21 protein-coding genes and 1 other annotated feature are annotated in these 21,129 nt (G+C 46.3%); of the genes, 4 read left to right on the top strand and 17 right to left on the bottom strand.

From position 1 onward, the window contains the following. The first annotated feature begins 70 nt into the window (after positions 1 to 70). Positions 71 to 343 carry a 30S ribosomal protein S20 gene (rpsT, locus tag MKX68_RS20150; RefSeq protein ID WP_024628504.1) on the top strand — a complete coding sequence of 91 codons (273 nt, stop codon included), beginning with the start codon at positions 71 to 73 and terminating at the stop codon, positions 341 to 343. Positions 344 to 532: 189 nt separating this feature from the next. Here the strand turns inward: rpsT and holA are convergent, their stop codons facing one another. The 3 genes from holA to MKX68_RS20135 all read right to left on the bottom strand — a co-directional run bounded on the left by holA (position 533) and on the right by MKX68_RS20135 (position 3,631). Beyond that, positions 533 to 1,549, bottom strand: a complete 1,017-nt coding sequence (holA, locus tag MKX68_RS20145; RefSeq protein WP_339790133.1) for a DNA polymerase III subunit delta — start codon at positions 1,547 to 1,549, stop codon at positions 533 to 535. A gap of 259 nt (positions 1,550 to 1,808) precedes the next feature. Beyond that, positions 1,809 to 3,086, bottom strand: a complete 1,278-nt coding sequence (locus MKX68_RS20140; RefSeq protein ID WP_340913898.1) for a zf-HC2 domain-containing protein — start codon at positions 3,084 to 3,086, stop codon at positions 1,809 to 1,811. Then, complete coding sequence (locus MKX68_RS20135) at positions 3,083 to 3,631, bottom strand: RNA polymerase sigma factor (protein ID WP_017687205.1); 549 nt, start codon at positions 3,629 to 3,631, stop codon at positions 3,083 to 3,085. Before MKX68_RS20135 ends, MKX68_RS20140 begins: the two co-directional genes overlap by 4 nt. 351 nt (positions 3,632 to 3,982) lie before the next feature. On the opposite strand from MKX68_RS20135, the gene MKX68_RS20130 reads away from it, so the two are divergent. Both MKX68_RS20130 and MKX68_RS20125 read left to right on the top strand, forming a co-directional pair. Further along, the gene (locus MKX68_RS20130; RefSeq protein WP_062835531.1) at positions 3,983 to 4,285 is read left to right on the top strand and encodes a hypothetical protein; all 303 of its coding nucleotides are present in this window, start codon (positions 3,983 to 3,985) and stop codon (positions 4,283 to 4,285) included. Positions 4,286 to 4,531: 246 nt separating this feature from the next. Next, positions 4,532 to 4,984, top strand: a complete 453-nt coding sequence (locus MKX68_RS20125) for a hypothetical protein (protein WP_340913897.1) — start codon at positions 4,532 to 4,534, stop codon at positions 4,982 to 4,984. Positions 4,985 to 4,999: 15 nt separating this feature from the next. Here MKX68_RS20125 and MKX68_RS20120 read toward each other — a convergent pair whose 3' ends face one another. From MKX68_RS20120 to MKX68_RS20110, 3 genes are all read right to left on the bottom strand, one after another. Further along, positions 5,000 to 7,867 (bottom strand): ComEC/Rec2 family competence protein, encoded by a 2,868-nt coding sequence (locus tag MKX68_RS20120; protein WP_340913896.1) that lies wholly within the window; start codon positions 7,865 to 7,867, stop codon positions 5,000 to 5,002. A gap of 102 nt (positions 7,868 to 7,969) precedes the next feature. Continuing rightward, on the bottom strand, positions 7,970 to 8,488 hold the full coding sequence (locus MKX68_RS20115; protein WP_017687196.1) for a deoxycytidylate deaminase: 519 nt from the start codon (positions 8,486 to 8,488) through the stop codon (positions 7,970 to 7,972). A gap of 39 nt (positions 8,489 to 8,527) precedes the next feature. Beyond that, positions 8,528 to 9,163 (bottom strand): ComEA family DNA-binding protein, encoded by a 636-nt coding sequence (locus MKX68_RS20110; RefSeq protein ID WP_340913895.1) that lies wholly within the window; start codon positions 9,161 to 9,163, stop codon positions 8,528 to 8,530. Positions 9,164 to 9,348: 185 nt separating this feature from the next. On the opposite strand from MKX68_RS20110, the gene comER reads away from it, so the two are divergent. Continuing rightward, positions 9,349 to 10,194: a late competence protein ComER gene (gene comER, locus MKX68_RS20105; RefSeq protein ID WP_036615122.1), complete on the top strand. Its 846-nt coding sequence runs from the start codon at positions 9,349 to 9,351 to the stop codon at positions 10,192 to 10,194. Here the strand turns inward: comER and leuS are convergent. From leuS to MKX68_RS20050, 11 genes are all read right to left on the bottom strand, one after another. Then, positions 10,175 to 12,619: a leucine--tRNA ligase gene (leuS, locus tag MKX68_RS20100; RefSeq protein ID WP_340913894.1), complete on the bottom strand. Its 2,445-nt coding sequence runs from the start codon at positions 12,617 to 12,619 to the stop codon at positions 10,175 to 10,177. The two genes, comER and leuS, sit on opposite strands and share 20 nt — an antisense overlap. Positions 12,620 to 12,697: 78 nt before the next feature. Next, positions 12,698 to 12,967, bottom strand: a binding site (T-box leader). A gap of 111 nt (positions 12,968 to 13,078) precedes the next feature. After that, on the bottom strand, positions 13,079 to 13,996 hold the full coding sequence (locus MKX68_RS20095) for a phosphotransferase family protein (RefSeq protein WP_340913893.1): 918 nt from the start codon (positions 13,994 to 13,996) through the stop codon (positions 13,079 to 13,081). A gap of 266 nt (positions 13,997 to 14,262) precedes the next feature. Beyond that, positions 14,263 to 15,033, bottom strand: a complete 771-nt coding sequence (locus MKX68_RS20090; protein ID WP_339790111.1) for a class I SAM-dependent DNA methyltransferase — start codon at positions 15,031 to 15,033, stop codon at positions 14,263 to 14,265. A gap of 319 nt (positions 15,034 to 15,352) precedes the next feature. Continuing rightward, on the bottom strand, positions 15,353 to 16,258 hold the full coding sequence (locus MKX68_RS20085; RefSeq protein ID WP_338588023.1) for a CvfB family protein: 906 nt from the start codon (positions 16,256 to 16,258) through the stop codon (positions 15,353 to 15,355). Then, positions 16,255 to 16,602, bottom strand: a complete 348-nt coding sequence (gene rsfS, locus MKX68_RS20080) for a ribosome silencing factor (RefSeq protein WP_036615136.1) — start codon at positions 16,600 to 16,602, stop codon at positions 16,255 to 16,257. Before rsfS ends, MKX68_RS20085 begins: the two co-directional genes overlap by 4 nt. 200 nt (positions 16,603 to 16,802) lie before the next feature. Then, a complete protein-coding gene (yqeK, locus tag MKX68_RS20075; protein ID WP_340913892.1) occupies positions 16,803 to 17,369 on the bottom strand; it encodes a bis(5'-nucleosyl)-tetraphosphatase (symmetrical) YqeK in 567 nt (188 codons plus the stop codon). Continuing rightward, positions 17,353 to 17,943 carry a nicotinate-nucleotide adenylyltransferase gene (locus tag MKX68_RS20070; RefSeq protein WP_074095918.1) on the bottom strand — a complete coding sequence of 197 codons (591 nt, stop codon included), beginning with the start codon at positions 17,941 to 17,943 and terminating at the stop codon, positions 17,353 to 17,355. Before MKX68_RS20070 ends, yqeK begins: the two co-directional genes overlap by 17 nt. Before the next feature lie 15 nt (positions 17,944 to 17,958). Then, complete coding sequence (yhbY, locus tag MKX68_RS20065; RefSeq protein ID WP_017687186.1) at positions 17,959 to 18,252, bottom strand: ribosome assembly RNA-binding protein YhbY; 294 nt, start codon at positions 18,250 to 18,252, stop codon at positions 17,959 to 17,961. A gap of 269 nt (positions 18,253 to 18,521) precedes the next feature. Then, complete coding sequence (gene aroE, locus MKX68_RS20060) at positions 18,522 to 19,391, bottom strand: shikimate dehydrogenase (RefSeq protein ID WP_340913891.1); 870 nt, start codon at positions 19,389 to 19,391, stop codon at positions 18,522 to 18,524. A 44-nt stretch (positions 19,392 to 19,435) separates the two neighbouring features. Then, positions 19,436 to 20,563, bottom strand: coding sequence for a ribosome biogenesis GTPase YqeH (gene yqeH, locus MKX68_RS20055; protein WP_340913890.1), 1,128 nt, complete (start codon positions 20,561 to 20,563; stop codon positions 19,436 to 19,438). Then, entirely contained in the window at positions 20,560 to 21,087 is a 528-nt protein-coding gene (locus tag MKX68_RS20050) for a YqeG family HAD IIIA-type phosphatase (protein WP_036615148.1), read from the bottom strand. The genes yqeH and MKX68_RS20050 overlap by 4 nt, the downstream gene beginning before the upstream one ends. Positions 21,088 to 21,129: the final 42 nt, after the last annotated feature.

Genomic DNA, 21,129 nt, shown 5'->3' with positions numbered 1-21,129 from the left:
TAGCGTGATAGAATATTTTAAGTTGTGAAACGTTTGTATTCATGCAAATGCCTTACAGGAGGTGAATGTAATGCCAAACATCAAATCCGCTGTTAAACGCGTAAAAACGAGCGACAAGCGCCGCGCACTCAACGCTTCCCAGAAGTCTGCACTCCGTACAGCTGTTAAAGCTGCTGATGCTGCTCTGGTAAGTAACGAAGTTGATACTGCAAAAGCTGCGATTCAAGCTGCTTCCAAAAAGCTGGACAAGGCTGTAACTAAAGGTCTGGTTCATAAAAATGCTGCAGCACGCAAAAAGTCTCGCTTGGCGAAAAAACTGAACGCTCTTTCCGCACAAGCGTAAGAAGCGTTACTTATACGATCCAATGGAAAAATCCTGAACAGCATAGGCTTTCAGGATTTTTTAGTATCTGATTCGATAAGTATAAGACACAAACAAAAGCGACCTTTATTCCGATGATTTAACGATCATGGAGCAAAGGTCGCTTTGTTTGTTATTCACACTAGTAATCTATTACGTTTACTTGTCCATTCATGCACCAAGTCTCAATAAGAACAGCTCCAGACCAAGTACTTTATCCACCGCTCCTGTTTTCATCTGGTAATCCAGTTCGCTGAGGTGACTCAGAATCATTCTCAGACGTTCCGGTTGAAATTTACGAGCTTGTTCACCCGCAATCTTAACGGCATATGGATGCAGACCAAGCTGACTGGCAATCTGCTGCTGGGAGTAACTTTGTTGGCCCAACTCTTTCACCTGGATCATGATCCGAAACTGACGTGCGATTAAAGCCGCAATTTTAATCGGTTCTTCCCGCTGCTTCAGCAACTCATAGAAAAGAGCCAACGCTTTCTCCAGTCGCAAATTAGCGAGTTCTTCGACCAGCGAGAATACATTCTGCTCTGTACTACGGGCAACCAGTGACTCGATATCAGCACGCTTGATTGTCCCCCCATTACCAGCAAACAAACATAACTTGTCTACTTCAGCAGACAAGGTCTGAAGACCTGTTCCTGCATAGCTGATCAACGTTTCCGCCGCTCCCGTCTCCAAGGAAACATCCCGCTGCTTCGCCAGTTTCGCTATCCAACTCAACAGCTCATCTCCACTAAGTGGAGCAAAAGCAAGAACTACTGCCTGTTTCTTAACAGCCTTCACCAGTTTCTTACGCTCATCCAGCTTATCCCCTTGGGCCAGGAAAACAATCGTACTGTAATCTGCCGGATTTTCCATATATGTAAGCAGACGATCAACCTGATGTTCAATCTTGGATTCTTTACCTGCGGTGAACAGGCTCGCGTCCCTTACAATAATTAATTTGCGCGGAACCAGAAAAGGTACGGTCTCTGCTTCTTCAATAACGACCTCCACAGCCGTTTCAGACAAATCATATGGAATAATCGCAAAATCACGATGTTCTTCTTCAATAACCTGTTCTTTTAACATATCCGTAAATTGCTGTATCTGATACTTTTCCGTTCCATACAGCACATAGATCGGAGCCGGTTCTCCACTACGTATTGCCTTTGTTGCACTTTTTACATCCATTCACGGTGCCTCCTTATCCCTCTTATCCTACCAGAAAAAGTGCAAGACAACAAAGGGACCTTACATCCAGTTTACGGATGAAGGTCCCCTGTCCTACATCTATATAAACGCAGACACCAGCAGTTCTAGAAAAAGCCGGTGCGCGGTCATACGACGTCAGTTGTTTGAACTGAGATAGGACGTTTTGTTAATTCCACTATATGCTTGTCATACTGAAAATGTTCTTTCGTTTGGAGGAGCGCACTCCCCATTTTTTAAATTATTTCGCAGGAGCTCCACTTGGAACGGCAGGTACATTAAACGAGTTCTTCGCCGTTGTTCCGTCCTTGTCCGTCTCGTAATTAAATAGGGTACCATCCTTGGACCAACTCGCTGACTTCAGTGTCCCCTCTATACTGCGTTGTTCAACCAAATTCAGAACATCCGGTTCATTGGCAGGTTTGGAGTATATGCTGAGTTGATCACCAATAAGCATAACTACATAGGAGCCGTCAGGTGACTTCCATTCTTTTGGTGCTGCCGTTGTAGTCATTCCCTGATCCGGTCCTGCTGCGAAACCTTTGTTTCCTCCAGATGCGTCTGTACCTGCACCGGAATCAGGAGCAGAACTGCCTTCTACCGGAGCATCTTCATTCGTATTTGGTACGATTGTCTGAGAAGTGAATGAATCTCCATTTTCTGTTTCTGTTACTCCATTCTCTTCCCCATCTGCAGAAGATTTGGGAGCATCTCCTGATTCTTGATTTCTCTTCTCAGAATCTTGGTTCTGAACCTGACTCTGCTGATTATCGGTCGAAGGAGTTTTAGACGAATTATCCTGAGTTCCTTTATTCCGAGCAGGTGTTGATTCGGTAGCCGGTTGTTGAGGTTCCGGATCTGATTGAACTTCAGGCTCCTGTACCTTATCTCCACCGTTCTCTTCAGGCAAGGTTTCTACGCCTTGGTTGTCTGGTTCAGTCGGTGAAACATTCGATTGATCCACAAACACATCGTTGCTGCTTGGTTGGGATGAAGTGGCAGGATCAGAATTTTCAATACTCTTGCTTAATGGATTCTCATCCACATTGCCACTCTCTTGAGAAGCCCCAGAGCTCATCAGCATTGAATCGGCATTCTCAATCTGTTCAGGCTGATATCCCCAGATGGCAAATCCCAATACAACTGCCGCAGCCGCTGCACCCATGGACATACGCCCTGCCATTGAGTTAAGCCATTTTTGCTTCGTTTTCCGCTCACTTGAACGTTGTAAATTCTCAAATGTAGCGGGGACAGGATTCATTTCCTGTATGGTGCTACTTTGTTCCTTCCGCGCTTCGTCAATGGCATCAAGCTGTGGCATAATCGCATCAACCAGACTAAATTTTGGGCTTACTTGCGGTAATTCTTCCAGTTCTCTGGAAAGAGCTCTGAGTAAACTAAAATTTTCGGCGCATTCCGGACACTTTGCCACATGCTGTAGCATCTGCGCGGTTTCCGCCTCGCCCAGATCATGATCCAGATAGCGGTGCATCCATTCCACCACCTCTTCGCATTTCATCCTGTCACACCACCTTTCTGATATTCCTGTAGTAGATTCTGTAATTGCTGTCTGGCTCTAAATAAATAAGATTTCACCGTATTCAACGGAAGATCGAGACAATCCGCAATTTCATTGTAGGATAAGTCCTGCAAATATCTTAGAACAATAACGGTACGATGATGCTCGGGAAGCTTGTTGATCGCATCCTGAATGTCTTGGGCCACATATGTAGACATGACCTCGTACTCCACATCCTGATTATCCTGAAAAACCATGTCATGTTCGTCAATGGAGACGGACGGTTTGGTTCTTCTGAATTTATCAATACAGATGTTCGTGACGATGCGTTGTACCCATGTTTTGAATTGGGCCTTTTCTTCGTATGAATTGATTTTGGTGTAAATTCGGATCAACGCTTCCTGAGCAGCATCCAAAGCGTCCTGTTCATTATTTAGAATGTAATATGCGGTCCGATAGACATGTTGTTCAATCTCCCGCAATAGGGTAATTAGAGCGTCGCGATCGCCCGATTGAGCGGCTCTGATGAGTTCCGGCTCTACCACAAAGGATCCCCCTCTCCCTGCAACCTTACAGACGTGATCATCAATAAAATTGTTGCAAAGTTAAGTATTTTTTTAATTTGCCATAACAAAATAACGGCGTATGTATTAGGGCCGCTGAAATCTTCTCTTAGAATAACAGAAATTGCATAACGAGTCACCAAACGTATCCAAAAGGGATTCCATTACTTACACGACTCAATTCAAATGCAATGGCATACATTATAGCTAAGCACTTTTTTGGTTCTGAAAATAAAAAAAGTCGAAATTTGTCCAAATTTAAGCTATTTTTAATGCAATTTTCATGAAAATGGTGTATTGTAAATTTACATTCATAAACACGAGGTGATGAGCATGCCAGCTCTAGCGAAAATTCAAGCTTTAAAAGAACAAATGCCCAAAGAATACCAAAGCATTTCCCATTTTGTGGAACATGCATTGGAGTCCATTGATACTCTGGTCGAGGAACATCGGAAGTACGTAGCTGCACAGGCATTATACGGCGATAAAATCGTTGGATCGGAAGAGCGCTTGTACAGAGAAACCGTACTTGATGTCAGAGCACAGTTGTTGATGACTCTTGAGAAAACGGTAGAAGATCTGTTGCACAAGGGCGACAAACACTGGAACAAACACTTTAAGGATGGCGTGGAGTAGTTCTTATATTTCTTCTACATTTTGAAAAAATGGCCCGTTTTCCGATATTCTCCCTCGTGGAGTGTAACGGAAAGCGGGCTTTTTTTGTGCTGTGACTTACAATCAAATGAAGTGATTAATTGATATCATCTCAATCAGCATAAAATCGTTTAACTGTTTCCTCAACCTCTGTATGTTAAAATATAGTAACTCTCTTAGTTTATCTCTTGTTGAATATAGTTATTCAAGATGGAGGTCAATATTTAAATGACAAACACCCATAGAATCAATAGGCCGCGCGGAAAAATACTTGCAGCTGTATTAACCGCCATTATCATTTCACTTGCAATGGGGATATATCACTATGTCCCTATAGATGAAAGAATAGAGAACACTTACTACTATTCATTCGGGTATAAACTTGCGGTTGGATTATTGATTAACCTCGCTATTTTACTTTTCTTAATTATGCCACTTTCCATATTGGTGGATGGATTACTTTTATACAGAAAAAAAGATAATACGTATATGAGATTGCTCGTTGCTATTGCCGCATATGCTCTATTAGGCTTCATAGGTGGGATCATCTACTCGATATTTACACTCAACTTCAATACTTTTTCCGCTCAGACTATCCACATTGTTGTATGTTCTATTGTCTTTTTAGCTTTCCAGTTAGTATTAAATCGGAGTTTTCTTCACTCATCTTCACACCGATAAATAGATCGCGTGCCGTCACTCAACTCCAAACAACTTGTACCGAATATCAATCTTCCCATCTTTCACTCTCATCTGGACCTCACCCATCTGATCCGTCTGATAAATCTCTGACCCGGTAGCTTCCAGACGTTCCATCACTCCCGGGTTGGGATGTCCATATGTATTGTTAACTCCAGCAGATATCACAGCGGTTTTGGCATTCCAGTATTGGAGCCAAGCTTCTGTGGACGACGTTTTACTACCATGATGAGCGACCTTTAGAACGTCAATGGAGCCAAATGCTGAAGAAGCATCATTTGAATTAACCTGCAACGGGCGTGTAAGTACCCTTTGTACAACTCCCTCTGTATCTCCAAGATCTGCACCTTTCTGTTCAAACTGGGCAGCCAATGAGCCATCCTGAATCATATAGAGCAGGTCCTGCTCGGCTGCTGCATCCATATCCCCGGTGAATAACATGGAAGTCCCAGCCATGTCCAGCAAAAAGACAACGGAATCATGATTTTGGTGTTCAGATACAGGTAAACTGCCTGATACATTTACATCCATATGTGCCAGATCCGGAGCTATAAAATGTAAAATTGTCTCCTTATCAACCTTATAGGACATGCCTTGCTGAATCGCGTACAGAGGAATTTTCCGTTCCATAGCTGTATTCAGTAACTTATCAAAGTTATCCTTACCGCTGGTCGTTCCATTAAACATGAAACGTTTAACCGGAATCTGTTCCAGCACAGCCTGTAGCCCTCCGGCATGATCCTGATCAGCATGTGTTACAATGACCGCGTCCAGTTGATGGATGCCTCTTTTTTTCAATAGAGGAACAACCACCTTGGCTCCCACCTCATACGGATCACGCCTTGTTTTCCAAGATTGTTCGTTGTTCCCAAAACTAACTGTTCCCCCGCCATCCACCAGAATGTGTTTGCCTTCCGGGGTTGTAATTAATGTACTATCTCCTTGTCCAATATCCAAAAACTGTACGATGCCGGTTCCAGCAGGCTTGGGAGTCTGATATGCCCACAACAATCCAGCAACAAAGCTGAGCGCAAGCAAACCGCACAACCATCGCTGAACTTTACTCATTCGTTTATATGCATAATAACCTGCACCTCTTGCGGTAAATGCACTTGTATACTCCGGCCAGGCAATACTGGCTCCTAATATCGTTAATGAAGTTTCTTTTCCATCTACACGGTTCTTACCTTGATCCTGTGCCACCGTAGACACCGAAGAGCGAATGCCCATATTCGCCATTGAAACTGAAGGTTGTCCCCTCACAAGAGGAGCCGTCTCTTCCTCAACAAACGCTGTTTCTTGCTGCTCACCATTGCCACGATACAACAGGTAGAGTAAGGCATACAACACAGCATAATATGCGGCAATCCATAACAAGGGCGGTGTTGCCCAGATCAATACAAAACCTGGCAGGCTGTTCATCCACTCCACGCTTATAAATGTCAGTTGATTCAGTTGAATCGCAATCCATGCGAGAGGTTTCGCCAAGGGAACCCATATGAATGATAACAGCATGGCGACCGTCCCCAGAGGTAATACAATAGCACTAATCAAAGAAACCAGCAGAAAGTTAGCTACAAATGAGAGTAGCGAGAACTGGTTGAAATACAAAATGGTTACTGGGAACGAAATCAGCTGAGCGGTCACCGTTACGGATGCTGTTGCAGACAGTGATTTCGGCCAGCTGCTGAACAGTCGGTTAATCAATGGCATGTAGATCATCAAACCTGCGGTCACAAGAAAGGATAACTGGAAGCTCACGCTTAATAAAAAGTACGGGTCCCACCACATCATCAGCAACGCTGCTGCACTGATCATCTGAAGGCCATCTCTAGCGAGACCGCGACGTGCCATGTACAACCCAATCATGGACATAATTCCTGCCCGAATCACTGAAGGTGAACCACCTGATAACAGTACATAAGCTGGCACCAGGATCAGAACAATCGTGAGTGCCGTCTCTCTGGTAAGCCTTAGCCAGGATAGAATAAGGAGAAGAGAAGCGACATATACAGCGACATGGGTCCCGGAGATTGCCAGGATATGCGTTAAACCCAATTGTGAAAACTGACCATAGGTACCTGGATCGATATCAGTAGCCATCCCAATAATAAGACCCTTCATATATCCTGCATGAGGCTCTGGAAATAAATGCTCAACCGCCGAGCCCAACGTATGCCTTGCCCAATCCGTCCATCGTAGTACGTTATATTGTCCAAGTCCCTCAGGAGCAACTGCTGTTACCGAACCGGCTCCCTTCACTTTGAACAACCAATGGATATGCAAGGTTCGCAAATAACTGCGATAATCAAATCCGCCAAAGTTCCTTGCTTCGCCAGGAAGGGCAAAAGAACCATTAAGCGTGATTGTATAGCCCCTCTTCCAGCTCGCTGCTACCTGTTGTTCTTCTTCCTCCAACAGTCTGACTTGTACCATCAATTGTTCATCTATTTGGAATGCAGACGCTGCCAGATCTGTATCTGCTGATGAATCCGATATGGGCAATATTGAAGACATCTGCATCTTAAAGTCAGCCCGATCTCCATCAATACGTACATCTGACACAAGCTCACCCTGAATTTCGGCTACCAAACCGTCTAAGTCTCGAATAGCAATATGGGTAGTCTCGGGCAGACTGCTATGATTGCGTGCGTCATTCCATTCCCAATGTGCAGCACCTCCAATAAAGGCAGAGAGCAAAAATAAAATGGACCATCCACGAACATCCATAAAACGAAGTAGAAGTGGCAGACACGCCAGCGCTCCAATCATCCCCCAGATTAACGTCCAGCCTGTTAACGCACATGCCATTCCGCTACCGCATAACCAGCAAATCGTAAAACTTAACAACGGTCTGCCTTTCATTTGTCCCACTCCTTCATGTCACCCGTTGAACGCAGAAAAACCCCCGGAAAGCCAATTCAGGCTTGCCGGAGGTTCTCCCTCGCGTATTCGATCATATTTACATTAATTGCTCACAGTCATCATCGTTTCCCGCGGGGGCTGGTAATTCTCCAGCCTGCGGAACGTTATGCCCTTCTGTTCCATCATATTTGTAACCTTGCCGGTATCTTTAGGATAAGAACGATGAAAGACGATTTCTGTAATCCCGCTATTCGCCAGCATATTGGCACATGTCCAGCACGGTTCGTCGGTCACATACACGGACGAGCCTTCGCGGTCGATTCGATCTGTGAATAAAAGCAAATTTTGCTCCGCATGAATTGTACGAATGCATCGTTGCTTTTTCACCATTTCTTCTTGCCCATCGGTTACGACCAACTCATACTCTTCCGATATCATGCAACCTGCTTCAGAACAATCCGGGACGCCGGTGGGTGCACCATTATAGGCTGTTCCCAGCAGTTTCTTCCCTTGAACAAGAACGGCACCCACATGACGACGCGAACAGCGGGAACGGGTGGAAACCATATACGCGATGTCCATAAAATACGTATCCCAGTCCTTGCGTACCTCTGTACTCATGCTGTTTTCCTCCCGCTTAACACAATTTATATTTTAATATTACCGGATCTGCACATACGGCGCCATCTTCTCCAGCATCTTCATACCGATTCCTTTGACCTTTGTCAGATCACTGACTTTTGCAAAAGGACCATGTGCATTCCGATAGTCCACAATAGCTTGAGCTTTCTTCTCTCCGATTCCGGGAAGCTCCGTAAGCTTGGAGACAGGTGCAGTATTCACATCAATCTTGCCATTGTCTCTAGCTTCCTCACGAACTACAGGTGGATTACTGTTCGAGCCCGTCTCGGAGGTAACCGAAGGATTCGAATTCGTACTTTGCGCAACTGGTTCAATCGAATTTGAGGTGTCCGGTGGATTATCATTTGCCTGACTTGTAGTTTGAACTCCCGAATCACCATCAACTGAAGCGCTCGCAAGTTCTTTAGACTTATCTGCCTTTGCCTCATTCCCAGTCTGCACCCCACTTGCATCCGTTCCCGAAGATGATCCCGTGTTGCCCTGAACCGAAGTAGCCGACTGTACAGCAGGAAGTTCCTGCTCTATCGTCGGCTTCTCGGTGCCGAGCTGCAAGGGTTCCCAGCCACTAGGTGGTTGTTCACTTTTGCCCGACCATAATATAAGTATACTTCCAACCACTGCAGCAGCAATGGTCATCCCTTTATTCCATCTCATTCTTCCACACCTCTCCCTGAATTCAAAATCATTCATTTCGAACACGGGCGGTGCTTCCGAACCGTTGTACTTTCCTGATGAAACAAGTTGTGCATTTTTCATGTCATGTGAAACAGGTCCTCACGCATAGAATAGAGGGAATGAACTGCGCCAGTACCGTAAAGCATGAAAGGAGGCCTGAAACAATGAAGGTTGGATTTATCGGAACCGGCAGCATGGGCAGCCTGCTAATCTATGCCCTGATCCAATCGGGTGCACTTGAGCCCCGGCAGATCGCCGCCAGCAATCGAACCCCGTCCAAAGTACGTCAGTTATCCCTCCGTTATCCCGGTCTGCATGAATCCCAGAGCAATCGGGAAACGGTGATCCGAAGTAATATCATCTTCCTGTGCGTGAAGCCGCTTGAATTCAAACATGTCATTGACGACATCCTGCCTGTCGTGAATCCCAATCATATAATTGTCTCGATTACCAGTCCCGTGCAGCTGCGACATCTGGAATCTTCACTTCCTTGCAAAGTCTCCAAGGTAATTCCCAGCGTCACACACCAAGTCGGCAGTGGAGCATCCCTCTGCATACATGGCGAACGAATGACCAGTGAAGACCGCGCTGTGTTGGAAAGTCTGCTCAGTCATATCGGTAGGCCGTACCAAGTGGATGAAGCCTGTACACGAATCACATCCGACTTCTCCAGCTGCGGACCTGCATTCATATCGTTCTTTTTGGAACAGTGGATCGAAAGTGCGGTGAAGCTGACAGGCATCAAAAGGGCAGATGCCTGCGCTCTGGCTGGCGAAATGCTCCTGGGAACAGGCAAGCTGCTCACCGAAGGAGGATACACGCCGCAAGAGCTTCAGGCTCGTGTCGCTGTACCTGGCGGTATTACCGCTCAGGCACTTGCACTGCTGAAGGTAAGTCTCGACGGTGTTTTCGACAGCCTAATCCACACAACACATGACAAATATGATGAAGATTTGTTAAAGCTGGATGAACTATTTCGAGCCGGTGAGATTAACCGGCAACAATATTAACGAGTTTGCCTGGAACGGCAATGACCTTACGAATGGTCTTGCCTTCCAGCGCCTGCTTAACAGGTGCCAACTCCATCGTAAAGTCCTGCATACCCTGTGCATCCAGATCCTTCGCGATCGTAGCACGAGTTACAATTTTACCGTTTACCTGAACAACGATTTCTACTTCCGCATCCACTGTCATGGACTCATCATATTCAGGCCAAGCCACGTAAGAGATTCCACCTTCATGACCCAGACGGCTCCAAAGTTCCTCTGCCATATGCGGTGCCAGTGGTGACAACAGTTGCACAAAGTTTTCCATCGCTTCGCGAGGCAGTGTATCTGCTTTGTATGCATCGTTGATGAAAATCATCAGCTGGCTGATGGATGTATTGAAGCGCAGGTGTTCCAGATCTTCCGTAACTTTTTTGATCGTTTTGTGAGCAGTCCGCTTGAACTCATCCGTTCCACCGTCCACCGTAATCTTGTCATTGATGGCTCCTGTGTCTTCGTTAATGAAGAGACGCCATACACGTGACAGGAAGCGGTGCATGCCTTCAACCCCGTTTGCATTCCACGGTTTTGTCGCTTCCAATGGTCCCATGAACATCTCGTACAGACGCAATGTATCTGCACCGAATTCATTGACGATTTCATCCGGGTTAATGACATTACCACGAGATTTACTCATTTTCTCATTATTGGTACCCAGGATCATACCTTGGTTAACGAGTTTATGGAAAGGTTCTTTGGTCTCCACAACACCCAGATCATACAGCACTTTGTGCCAGAAACGAGCGTACAGCAAGTGAAGCACCGCGTGCTCTGCTCCGCCAATGTACAGATCAACTGGCAGCCACTGCTGCTGTTTCTCCTTGGAGATCAGTTCCTTGTCATTGTGCGGATCGATAAAGCGCAGGTAATACCAGCAGCTACCCGCCCATTGTGGCATGGTGTTGGTCTCACGACGTGCCTTCATTCCCGTTTCCGGATCTACCGTATTCACCCACTCCGTAACATTCGCCAGTGGTGATTCTCCAGTACCCGAAGGTTTGATCTGGTCGATATCAGGCAGCAGCAGTGGAAGTTGATCCTCAGGTACCGTCTTCATCGTTCCGTCTTCCAGATGCAGAATCGGGATTGGCTCACCCCAGTAGCGCTGACGGCTGAACAGCCAATCACGCAGACGATAGGTTACTTTCCCTTGCCCTTTACCGTTCTCTTCCAGCCAAGCAATCATCTTGGCAACCGCTTCTTCATTATTCAGTCCGTTCAAGAAATTGGAATTCACATGCGCGCCATCACCGGAATAAGCCTCTTGTGTAACGTCTCCACCTTGAATAACCTCGATGATATCCAGACCGAACTGCTTCGCAAATTCCCAGTCACGTGCATCATGACCCGGAACAGCCATAACCGCACCTGTACCGTAGCCTGCAAGAACGTAATCAGCAATCCAGATCGGCAGTTTTGCACCATTAACAGGGTTGATTGCATAAGCGCCAGTGAATACACCTGTTTTGTCTTTGGCCAAATCCGTACGTTCCAGATCACTTTTACGAGAAGCCTGCTCCTGATAAGCCTGAATAGCTTCACGTTGGTCATCGGTTGTAATTGCTTCTACCAATTCATGTTCCGGAGCAAGTACTGCAAAGCTCGCACCGAACAATGTGTCCGCACGGGTAGTAAACACCTTAATAACTTCCTCGCGACCTTCAATGGCAAATACAACTTCTGCACCTGTCGATTTACCGATCCAGTTGCGCTGCATATCTTTGATGCTTTCAGACCAATCCAGCTCTTCCAGGTCTTCCAACAGACGCTCTGCATACTCGGTAATTCTCAGAACCCATTGACGCATCGGTTTGCGTACAACCGGATGTCCACCACGTTCACTCTTGCCATCAATAACCTCTTCATTAGCAAGTACCGTTCCAAGGGCTTCACACCAGTTAACTGCAACTTCATCCACATAAGCCAGACCCTTATTGTACAGCTGGATAAAGATCCATTGTGTCCATTTATAGTATTCAGGGTCCGTTGTGCTGATCTCACGATCCCAGTCATAAGAGAAACCGAGCGATTTGATCTGGCGACGGAAATTGTCAATATTACGGAATGTAATATCTCGTGGATGTTCACCTGTATCAAGTGCATGCTGCTCAGCAGGCAGACCGAAAGCGTCCCAACCCATTGGGTGCAATACGTTGTAACCGCGCATACGTTTGTAACGGGAAACGATATCCGTTGCCGTATATCCTTCCGGGTGGCCTACGTGCAGACCTGAACCGGATGGATAAGGGAACATATCCAGTGCATAAAATTTCGGTTTAGCAGGGTCCTCACCCGTTTTAAACGTTTTATTTGCATCCCAGTATTGCTGCCAACTTTTTTCCATGACTTGTGGCTGATAGCCGTGTTTCGGCTGGTTATTCTCACTCATCTATTGTTCCTCCTTCAGGTTATTCGCTTTAGCTTTAATTGCAACAAAAAAACCTCAGCATCCCGTAGCGTTTGCAGCGCTAGGGACGAGAGGTTGAATTCCCGTGGTACCACCCTAGTTAGCGGACGAACGTGCTTCGTCATCCACTCCCTTTGGACCTGTAACGGCGGTTAACCGATGCGGATTTCCATTCCTGAACCCAAGCTTTATAAAAGCAGGTTAAACAGAATGGTGTAATCACCGCATTTCTCCAAGGCGAGTTCGCAAATCACTGTCAACCGGCTTGCACCAACCGCCGGCTCTCTGTTATGTACAGGAATTACTACTGATCCTTATCATCGAAATATGTATACAATATCGGGACCATTATATAAAAAAGCAAGCCCAAAGTCAATATTACACGTTATAATCGCTATCTTGAAGTCTACGGTTCGTATCGTTCATAACACTGGTTGCTGTTCAGGATAAGCGAAAACGCTCAATGCCTTCCTCCAGATTATGAATGGTCCAATTCACATGTTCCTGATTATCATATTGGCGATAAGCGCATTCAATGCGTAATACCAGATCAAAATACAAGTCGTATAAACTTCTTCTTCTCAGCTCACTTTCATTTGTAATCGCATGCCCATACCCTTTCACAAAACCGGGAGTATAGTTAAAATGACTGAAATAATGCTCCATCAGAGGATCTGCCCACAGTGAACGTTCAAAATCAATAATCGCTGTGATGCGACCTTTGTCTACTAGAACATTGCCATCCCATAGATCCCAACTGACAAGCACAGGTTCTTTGACATCGTCCAGTACATTCAATTTTTCTCCAATCAAGCGTCTCAATTCAGGATAATCGATCGAAAATGTAATCCCGGCTTCTTCACCATCGTTAAGAATGTCATCCATCAGATTCATAAATGCATCTTTCCATGTGGAATATCGCTGTTTTTCCTCCGAGAAATATCCAAACTGCTCGCCCTTGATTTCATTAATTCGACGATTGTACCGACCGAGCTGGTGTTCAATGGCTTCCTGTTCTTCCGCAGAATACTGATCCTTGACCTGATTATAGGGTGTTCCAGACATGTATTCCATGATAAAATAACGGGCTGAAGCCATAGTTAACGAATCATCATAAGCCAACACTTGGGGTACGGGAACATCCTGTAGCTCCGTAATAAGGCGCAGGGCCTCAACTTCGGCAATCATGAGATCCTGCTCACAGCGCATCAGATTTGTCGAAGCCGACGGTGCAATTTTGAGTACCACACGCTGTGCGTCACTCAGTGTAATGAGATATGCATGATTGGCCCAGCCATCCACCATTTCCTTGTAGTCCTGTATACTTGCAGAGAAATGCTGCTTTATTATGGCATTCAACTGTTCTGACGAAAGTCTTGTTTTATATGTACTTTCCACTTCTACACCTCACATTGACAATTGATTTGTTTTCTCAGAAAACGCTTTCTATCCGACTATTATCGCCTGCTTTACTTTAACTGGCAATACTTTTTGTCACGTCGATATATCTTTTCTTTGCATTCCTTTACCCTATTTAAAAATATTGCTATTCATTCTCCATGGAAAATCAAACAAAAAAACTGCCCTTATGTACCATACATAAGGACAGTTCTCATTATTCGCTCTTACTTCACAGCCACGTAGAACAAGCGCTGTGCGCTGTCTCCAGCCTCTTTCCATTCAAAATCCGCATATACCTTCACGTCTCTAAAGCCTGCCTTGGACAACTCCAGCTTCATCCAGTCCGGATTATATGCACGCTGGACATGAACTTCTTCAAAGCGCTGGTACATATCCTTGTTACCATTATCCACACGCGAAAAAATACTGAGATGATGCTCAATCTCACAGCGATCCTGATCCAGATCACAAGTCCAAATATACGACACGGAGCGCTCATCTAGTACAAAAGGCTGCTCTTCATCATAACGAATAAGGGTATTAGGATGATGCACATCAAACAGGAACGTTCCACCAGGCTTCAGCATTTCGTATGTCCGCTGGAAAGTACGAACGACATCTTCTTGTTCAAGCAAATAATTGACACAATCACAGAAAGATATCACCGAATCCACAGGTTCCGGAACTCGCCATTCCCGCATATCCTGCTGCACCCAACGGACACTGCCCTCTCGATACAAGCGATGACCCTGAGGCGTAGCCTCCATCTTGCTGCGTGCAACCGACAGCATATCTGCTGAGAGGTCAATGCCTGTAACTTCGAAACCGGAGTTCACGAGTGGAATCGTAATGGAGCCCGTTCCACAGCCCAGTTCGGCTACACTTTTGGGCATTCCATGCTTTTCCCATGCTGTTCTTGCAAACCTTATCCAGTCCGGATAAGGCATATCTTCCATTAATTCATCATACACATAGGCAAATTTCCGGTAAGACATGTCAGGCACCGCACTTTCAATTTCATTTTCGAATTGATCTATATAAATTGAACTAAAGAATATTTACACTGGACACTCCAATGACAGAACAACTTTCGATCGCTGTTATCCCCAGATTTTTTTGATTCCTTTTATAAAGGATTAAATCCGGGGATAAAGGCGAACGCTACACTTCTTCAGGTTCTTTCTGTCCTCTCCGTTTCGTGTAAATGTTTAGTTCAATTTATATAACAATAGAAAAAGCAGGGGTATCCGGTATTTACCCAGCCTAGCCCTGCCTTCTCCGAGTTTCATATTACGAAATATTCAATCAAGAAAATTACTTATTTTCATTCTGATCCGCAGGAGCAGATTCGGACAGATACGTCCAGCTTTCCTTTTGAACCACCAGTCCGTCCTTCATCAATTTGCCCAGGGCACGCTTGAAAGCGGACTTACTGATGCCAAAGCGCTGCTTGATGATATCCGGCGGAGTTGCATCCGAGTAAGGCATGCCGCCCATAGGACGCTCTTTCATAAAGGCGAGCAGCTTGTCTGCATCTTCGTTACGTCCAACTTGTTTGAGTTGAGTCATGGCCAGATTCACACGTCCGTCTTCACGTACCAGTGTAACCCGACATTTCACTTTCTCACCAAGACGCAACATATGACTACGTTCGGATGAATGAATCATACCAATCGCGCCAAAGCCCAGCACACCGCCCTCTACAAGTACAAAAGTACCCATCTGCAGTGGCTTGTATACCGTCGCTTCAACCCACTCGTTTAACCATGAAGTTGGAGCATGGAAAGCCAACGGTGAAAGCTCACGTTCCCCGGCCAATTTGGCACGCAGACGTCCCTGCTTGTCATGTTCCATGATTACAAAGACTTCATCCCCCACTTGAGGACGCAGTTCTTCAAGTTCAGGCAATTCACGAATAGGAAGCAGCAATTGCCGTCCAAGGCCCATTTCCAGGAAACAGCCCAGTCGTGGGTGAACATCAGCCACAACCAGTCGTGCCATTTCGCCAAGCATGAGATAAGGCTTTTTCATCGTTACGGCCAGACGATCTTCCGTATCAAAGAATACAAATACCTCAAGCGTCTCGCCAATCTTAATATCCCGTGTTAACTCGGTGTAGTGAAGCAGTACATCTTCCGATCCTGTCGTCAAAAAGAAGCCAAACGGAGACACTTCACGTGAAACCGGCAGAGAGACGACTGTTCCAGCAATCAAACTCATACAGTTTCCACCACTTTGGCATCAGACCATAGTCGTTCAATGTTGTAGTATTCACGCTCGTCACGGTGGAAGATATGAACAACAACATCGCCCATGTCCATCAATACCCAACGTGCGGAATCCATACCTTCGATACCTTTGATCGTCGCTCCGGCTGCATGAGCCTGTTTGCGAATTTCAGTGGCAATGGCTTGTACCTGTGTATCGGAATTCCCGTGACAAATAACAAAATAATCTGCCACCAGAGAAACATTAATCAGATCCAACGCTACAATATTGGATGCCTTTTTGTCGTCAGCGGCAGCAACCGCCATATTCATAAGTTCTTTCGATGATACTGTCATGAACCAACCTCCATAATCTATAATTGTGTGTTCAAAAAGATCAGTTTTCAGTACCGAGAAGATGGAATAAAGCTAGAAATGGAGTAGCGGAGCGTAGGCAAACTACGTGAGCAACGGACATTTCGGCTGAATTTCATCTTCGATGCTGATGATGCCGCTAGGCATCCTTCGTAATCAAAAGTGGAATTTTTGAACAACCTCTATAATTGTGCAATTAAGTCATTCCGCGACAGCATAGTCAAAGGATAAATGACACGGCGCTGCGAGATCAGCAAGCTGATCGTCGAATCGAATCCGGCAATTAAACCTTCCTCCAGACTACGTTCTGCCTGTTCGCGAATGTGTTCCACTCCCGGGAAATCCCGGCCCGGTTCAATGTAATCGGCAAGACACACCACTTTGTCCAGCAAGCTCATGCCTACCCGACCCGAGGTATGCCACCGGATGGCATTAATAACTTCGGAATCTTCCACACCGTAATCACGCTCAGCTACAAAAGCACCGACTTCGGAATGCCAGAGCTGCTTGTCATGTTGCAGAAGTTCCTGGTTTAATCCGTTATCACGGATGACCGCTTCCATCTCCGCTACGGGCCAGTACTTCGCCACATCATGCAATATCGCTGCCAGATCTGCTTTCACAGGATCAGCCCCATATTTTTCAGCCAACATCACTGCCGATTCCATTACACCCAGTGTATGCTTCCAGCGTTTTTCCGGCATTTGTCCGGATACGGCTTGAATCAGTTCCTCACGGCTTAGTGCCATATAAACCGCTCCTTACAATGTATTGGTGCACCTCATCAGGAATCATGAAGCGTACCGAATGTCCTTTGGCCAGACGTCTGCGTACAGCTGTCGATGAAATATCGACCAAGGGCATCTCGGCCAGCAAGACCCGATCCTGTAACTCGTCTGGTAAATCATCCAGATGTAACTGGAAGCCCGGCCGACCAACTCCGATAAAGGTTAAGCGTTCGGCAAGTTCTTCAATCTGCTCCCATTTGGGAAGATAGTTCACCATATCCGCCCCGATAATGAAATAAAATTCATGTTCAGGATGGCGACGCCACAGTTCCTTCATCGTATCAATGGTATAAGATACTCCACCCAATTCCATCTCGATACCCAGCACCTCATATTGCTGCACACCCTTCACAGCCGCTTCCGTCATGTCGAGACGTTGCTGTCCCGAAGCTCCGGCTCCGCGTTTGTGAGGTGGAACATGGGAAGGCATGAACCAGATTTCATCCAGTGCATGTGAATCCCTTGCCGCTTCAGCTGCCAGGAGATGTCCCATGTGGATCGGATCAAACGTACCACCCATGATGCCGATCTTCACCTGCGTCACGCTCCCTTATCTAGGTAGTTCGATTTGTTTGTTATCGCGAGATTCTTTGTACAGGATGATTGTGTTACCGATGAGTTGTACAAGCTCACTTCCCGTTTCACGGGCAACTTCTTCTGCCATCTCTTTTCTGTCCTCGTCATTGTTGTTCAACACTTGCACTTTCATCAATTCGCGCTTCTCAATCGCATCCTCGATGTGACGGAACAGGTGCTCATTTGTTCCACCTTTACCAATCTGAAATACAGGGGTCAGGTGATGTGCCTGTGACCGCAAAAAGCGCTTTTGTTTACCGTTTAACATGAATACTCCATACTCCTTATGTTGAGCAGGCCCTGATCGACAGCGCAAAACCTGTCCGGACCTGACCATTCAATTATTATTTTTCAATGGTGAAAATGATCACTGAGTACACAAGGTGACTCCGATTGCAGTACCATCTTCCGATCGCTGTTATCCCCAGATTTTTCTGATCCCTTTTCACAAAGGGAAAATCCGGTGATAAATGCGACCACTTCGTTTCTTCAGATTGGTTCTGCACTCGTCGTCTGCATGTACTCTTAATATCATTTTCACACTTCAAAACTGTTTAGTACAGCACGTCTCATCGTTTCCACAGGAGCCGGGATGCCAAGCCAATATTCAAAGGCCACTGCGCCCTGGTATACAAACATACCCAGACCACCGTGAACCGTACATCCGCGCATCCGTGACTCCCGAAGCAGACGGGTCTCCAGCGGATTGTAGATCAGATCACTCACCGCTGCTCCTTCACGGATCAGTGCAGGATCAACCGGTACGTCATCAACATGTGGGTGCATTCCGGCAGCCGTTGTGTTAATCACGATATCAGCCGTAGCCAGTACCGTTGCAGCGTCTTCCATGCCACTGCCCGAGATTTCTCCCAAGCCATGGCCTCGTAAATCCGAAGCAAGTGCAATAGCTCTGTCCGCTGTACGGTTCAGAATGTGGATGCGTTCAGGCTTCTCCAATGCAAGTGCATATATGACACCTCTAGCTGCTCCACCTGCTCCCAGTACAGCAATACGTTTACCCGCAAGCTCAGGCACAGCCTCTTCCTTCAGCGATCGGACATAGCCAATACCATCCGTATTGTACCCTGTCAGTGTTCCACCTTCATTAACGATGGTATTCACCGCACCAATCAGGCGAGCACTTTCATCGATCACATCCAGATACTGCATCACCTGCTCTTTGTGCGGGATGGTGACATTGACACCACGATAGCCCAGTGCCACAATTCCCCGAACTGCCGCCTCCAGTTGATCCGGATGAACATGCAGTGGCATATACATTCCATTCACTTCTGCAGCCTGCAGAGCCGCATTGTGCATTGCCGGAGACTTGGAGTGAGCAATCGGATCACCCATAACACCAAGCAGCACGGGAAGTGAAGAGTTGAATTTTTTCTGCTCAGACATAGGTCCGCCTCCGATCCATCTGATGTACAGATTCTGAGAATTTACTAGATCAAGGATGGGCGGATCTGTACACGAATGCCTTTTGGAGCATGAACAGCAACAAGCGCTCCAATATCGCCATTAACCTTAATCCAGCCCAGACCCGAGATGAATACATCCGATTGACTGCCGCGTTTGATGCGGAATTCATGTCTGGTCCATTCAGCCATCTCTGCTGCATCCTCACGGGTTGGCGGAGACAACAATTCTCCCAGATGGTCGCGGTACAGATCATCTGCACGCTCCAGCTTCGTCCGGTGAATATCAAGCGCAGTGCTAATAAAACAAGTGAACGACTGGCGATCACCTTCCACAAAGTCAAATCGAGCCATGCCGCCAAAGAACAGCGTCTGACCGGAATTCAGCTGATACACAGCCGGTTTAAGCGGTTTTTCCGGCATGATGGCAGCGAGATCCTTACGTGAAACAATCTCGCTGAAACGCCATGGATACACGATTCCAGGCGTATCAATAATATATTTTCCATCATCCAGCGGAATGTTCACCATATCCAACGTTGTTCCCGGATAACGGGATGTGGTCAGTTCCTGCTCCAGATCGCTGTAATCACGGATCAGACGGTTAATCAGTGTGGATTTACCCACATTGGTACCACCAACCACGTACACGTCACGATCTTCGCGATACGTTCCTACAAGCTCAAGCAGTCGGTCGAAGCCCTGATTTTGCTTTGCACTGCACAAGACTACATCCACGGTACGCAAACCCTGTTCTTTGGCTTGCCTCTGAACCCAGTTGCGAACCTTGTTCCAGTTGGTAACTTTCGGAAGCAAGTCCGTTTTGTTCACAGCAAGCAATACCGGATTGTTGCCTACAAAACGTTGCAGACCGGAGATAATACTGCCATCAAAGTCAAACAAATCAACGATATGGATGACAAGTGCATCCTTATCCCCGATTTTGCTAAGCAGCGCCAGGAATTCGTCCTGATCCACCGTAACGGATGATGACTCATTGTAGTTTTTGATGCGGAAACAGCGCTGGCATATAACCGGTTCACGATCCAATGCCTTCTCGGGGATAAACCCTGGTAATTCCGAATTTTCTGTTTGCAGATGCACGCCGCATCCGCTGCACCTTACGGCAAGATTGCCGTTATGCGGTTCTGTCATTTCTTCTTTTCCTCCTCAAGCCATAAGCCTTTCCTGCGTAAACTCGTTAGAGCAATCCGTTCCACGCGTCGATTGAAGCGGGTCATAAATCCTTCGTCCCCAATGGAGATTGGCAGTACCAGAACGGTATATAACCCCATTCGGTTCCCTCCATAAACGTCCGTAAGCATCTGATCGCCTACTACAATCGTGTTTTCAGGAGATAACTCCATCATTTTCATTGCTCTACGAAACGGTACATTCGATGGTTTGCGTGCACTATGCACAAACTGGATATCCAGCGGGGTCGCAAACAGGGATACACGATTCAAATTGTTATTGGACACAATCATCAGCTTGAAACCTGCCTCTTTCACACGTGCAAACCATTCAATCAGTTCGGGCGTAGCGTCAGGGGCTTTGGCTCCAACGAGTGTGTTATCCAGATCAGTTATAATTCCACGGTAGCCTTGAGCGTACAGCTCTTCCAGATTAATGTCAAAAACCGTGTCTACACGCAGCTTGGGCATTAACATTTTAAACAAAGAAGTCACCTCAGTTTCATACGACACACTATATCACAAATC

Source organism: Paenibacillus sp. FSL M8-0212 (assembly GCF_038004645.1).
Lineage (GTDB): Bacteria > Bacillota > Bacilli > Paenibacillales > Paenibacillaceae > Paenibacillus.
The sequence above is the reverse complement of the archived record's forward strand: the minus strand, read 5'-3'. Positions and strand labels throughout refer to the sequence as shown.

Bases quoted from the DNA above. Each gene is read 5' to 3' on its own strand.
- rpsT (WP_024628504.1), top strand. From the start codon at position 71: ATGCCAAACATCAAATCCGCTGTTAAACGCGTAAAAACGAGCGACAAG.
- holA (WP_339790133.1), bottom strand. From the start codon at position 1,549: ATGGATGTAAAAAGTGCAACAAAGGCAATACGTAGTGGAGAACCGGCT.
- MKX68_RS20140 (WP_340913898.1), bottom strand. From the start codon at position 3,086: ATGAAATGCGAAGAGGTGGTGGAATGGATGCACCGCTATCTGGATCAT.
- MKX68_RS20130 (WP_062835531.1), top strand. From the start codon at position 3,983: ATGCCAGCTCTAGCGAAAATTCAAGCTTTAAAAGAACAAATGCCCAAA.
- MKX68_RS20125 (WP_340913897.1), top strand. From the start codon at position 4,532: ATGACAAACACCCATAGAATCAATAGGCCGCGCGGAAAAATACTTGCA.
- MKX68_RS20120 (WP_340913896.1), bottom strand. From the start codon at position 7,867: ATGAAAGGCAGACCGTTGTTAAGTTTTACGATTTGCTGGTTATGCGGT.
- MKX68_RS20115 (WP_017687196.1), bottom strand. From the start codon at position 8,488: ATGAGTACAGAGGTACGCAAGGACTGGGATACGTATTTTATGGACATC.
- MKX68_RS20110 (WP_340913895.1), bottom strand. From the start codon at position 9,163: ATGAGATGGAATAAAGGGATGACCATTGCTGCTGCAGTGGTTGGAAGT.
- comER (WP_036615122.1), top strand. From the start codon at position 9,349: ATGAAGGTTGGATTTATCGGAACCGGCAGCATGGGCAGCCTGCTAATC.
- leuS (WP_340913894.1), bottom strand. From the start codon at position 12,619: ATGAGTGAGAATAACCAGCCGAAACACGGCTATCAGCCACAAGTCATG.
- MKX68_RS20090 (WP_339790111.1), bottom strand. From the start codon at position 15,033: ATGTCTTACCGGAAATTTGCCTATGTGTATGATGAATTAATGGAAGAT.
- MKX68_RS20085 (WP_338588023.1), bottom strand. From the start codon at position 16,258: ATGAGTTTGATTGCTGGAACAGTCGTCTCTCTGCCGGTTTCACGTGAA.
- rsfS (WP_036615136.1), bottom strand. From the start codon at position 16,602: ATGACAGTATCATCGAAAGAACTTATGAATATGGCGGTTGCTGCCGCT.
- yqeK (WP_340913892.1), bottom strand. From the start codon at position 17,369: ATGGCACTAAGCCGTGAGGAACTGATTCAAGCCGTATCCGGACAAATG.
- yhbY (WP_017687186.1), bottom strand. From the start codon at position 18,252: ATGTTAAACGGTAAACAAAAGCGCTTTTTGCGGTCACAGGCACATCAC.
- aroE (WP_340913891.1), bottom strand. From the start codon at position 19,391: ATGTCTGAGCAGAAAAAATTCAACTCTTCACTTCCCGTGCTGCTTGGT.
- yqeH (WP_340913890.1), bottom strand. From the start codon at position 20,563: ATGACAGAACCGCATAACGGCAATCTTGCCGTAAGGTGCAGCGGATGC.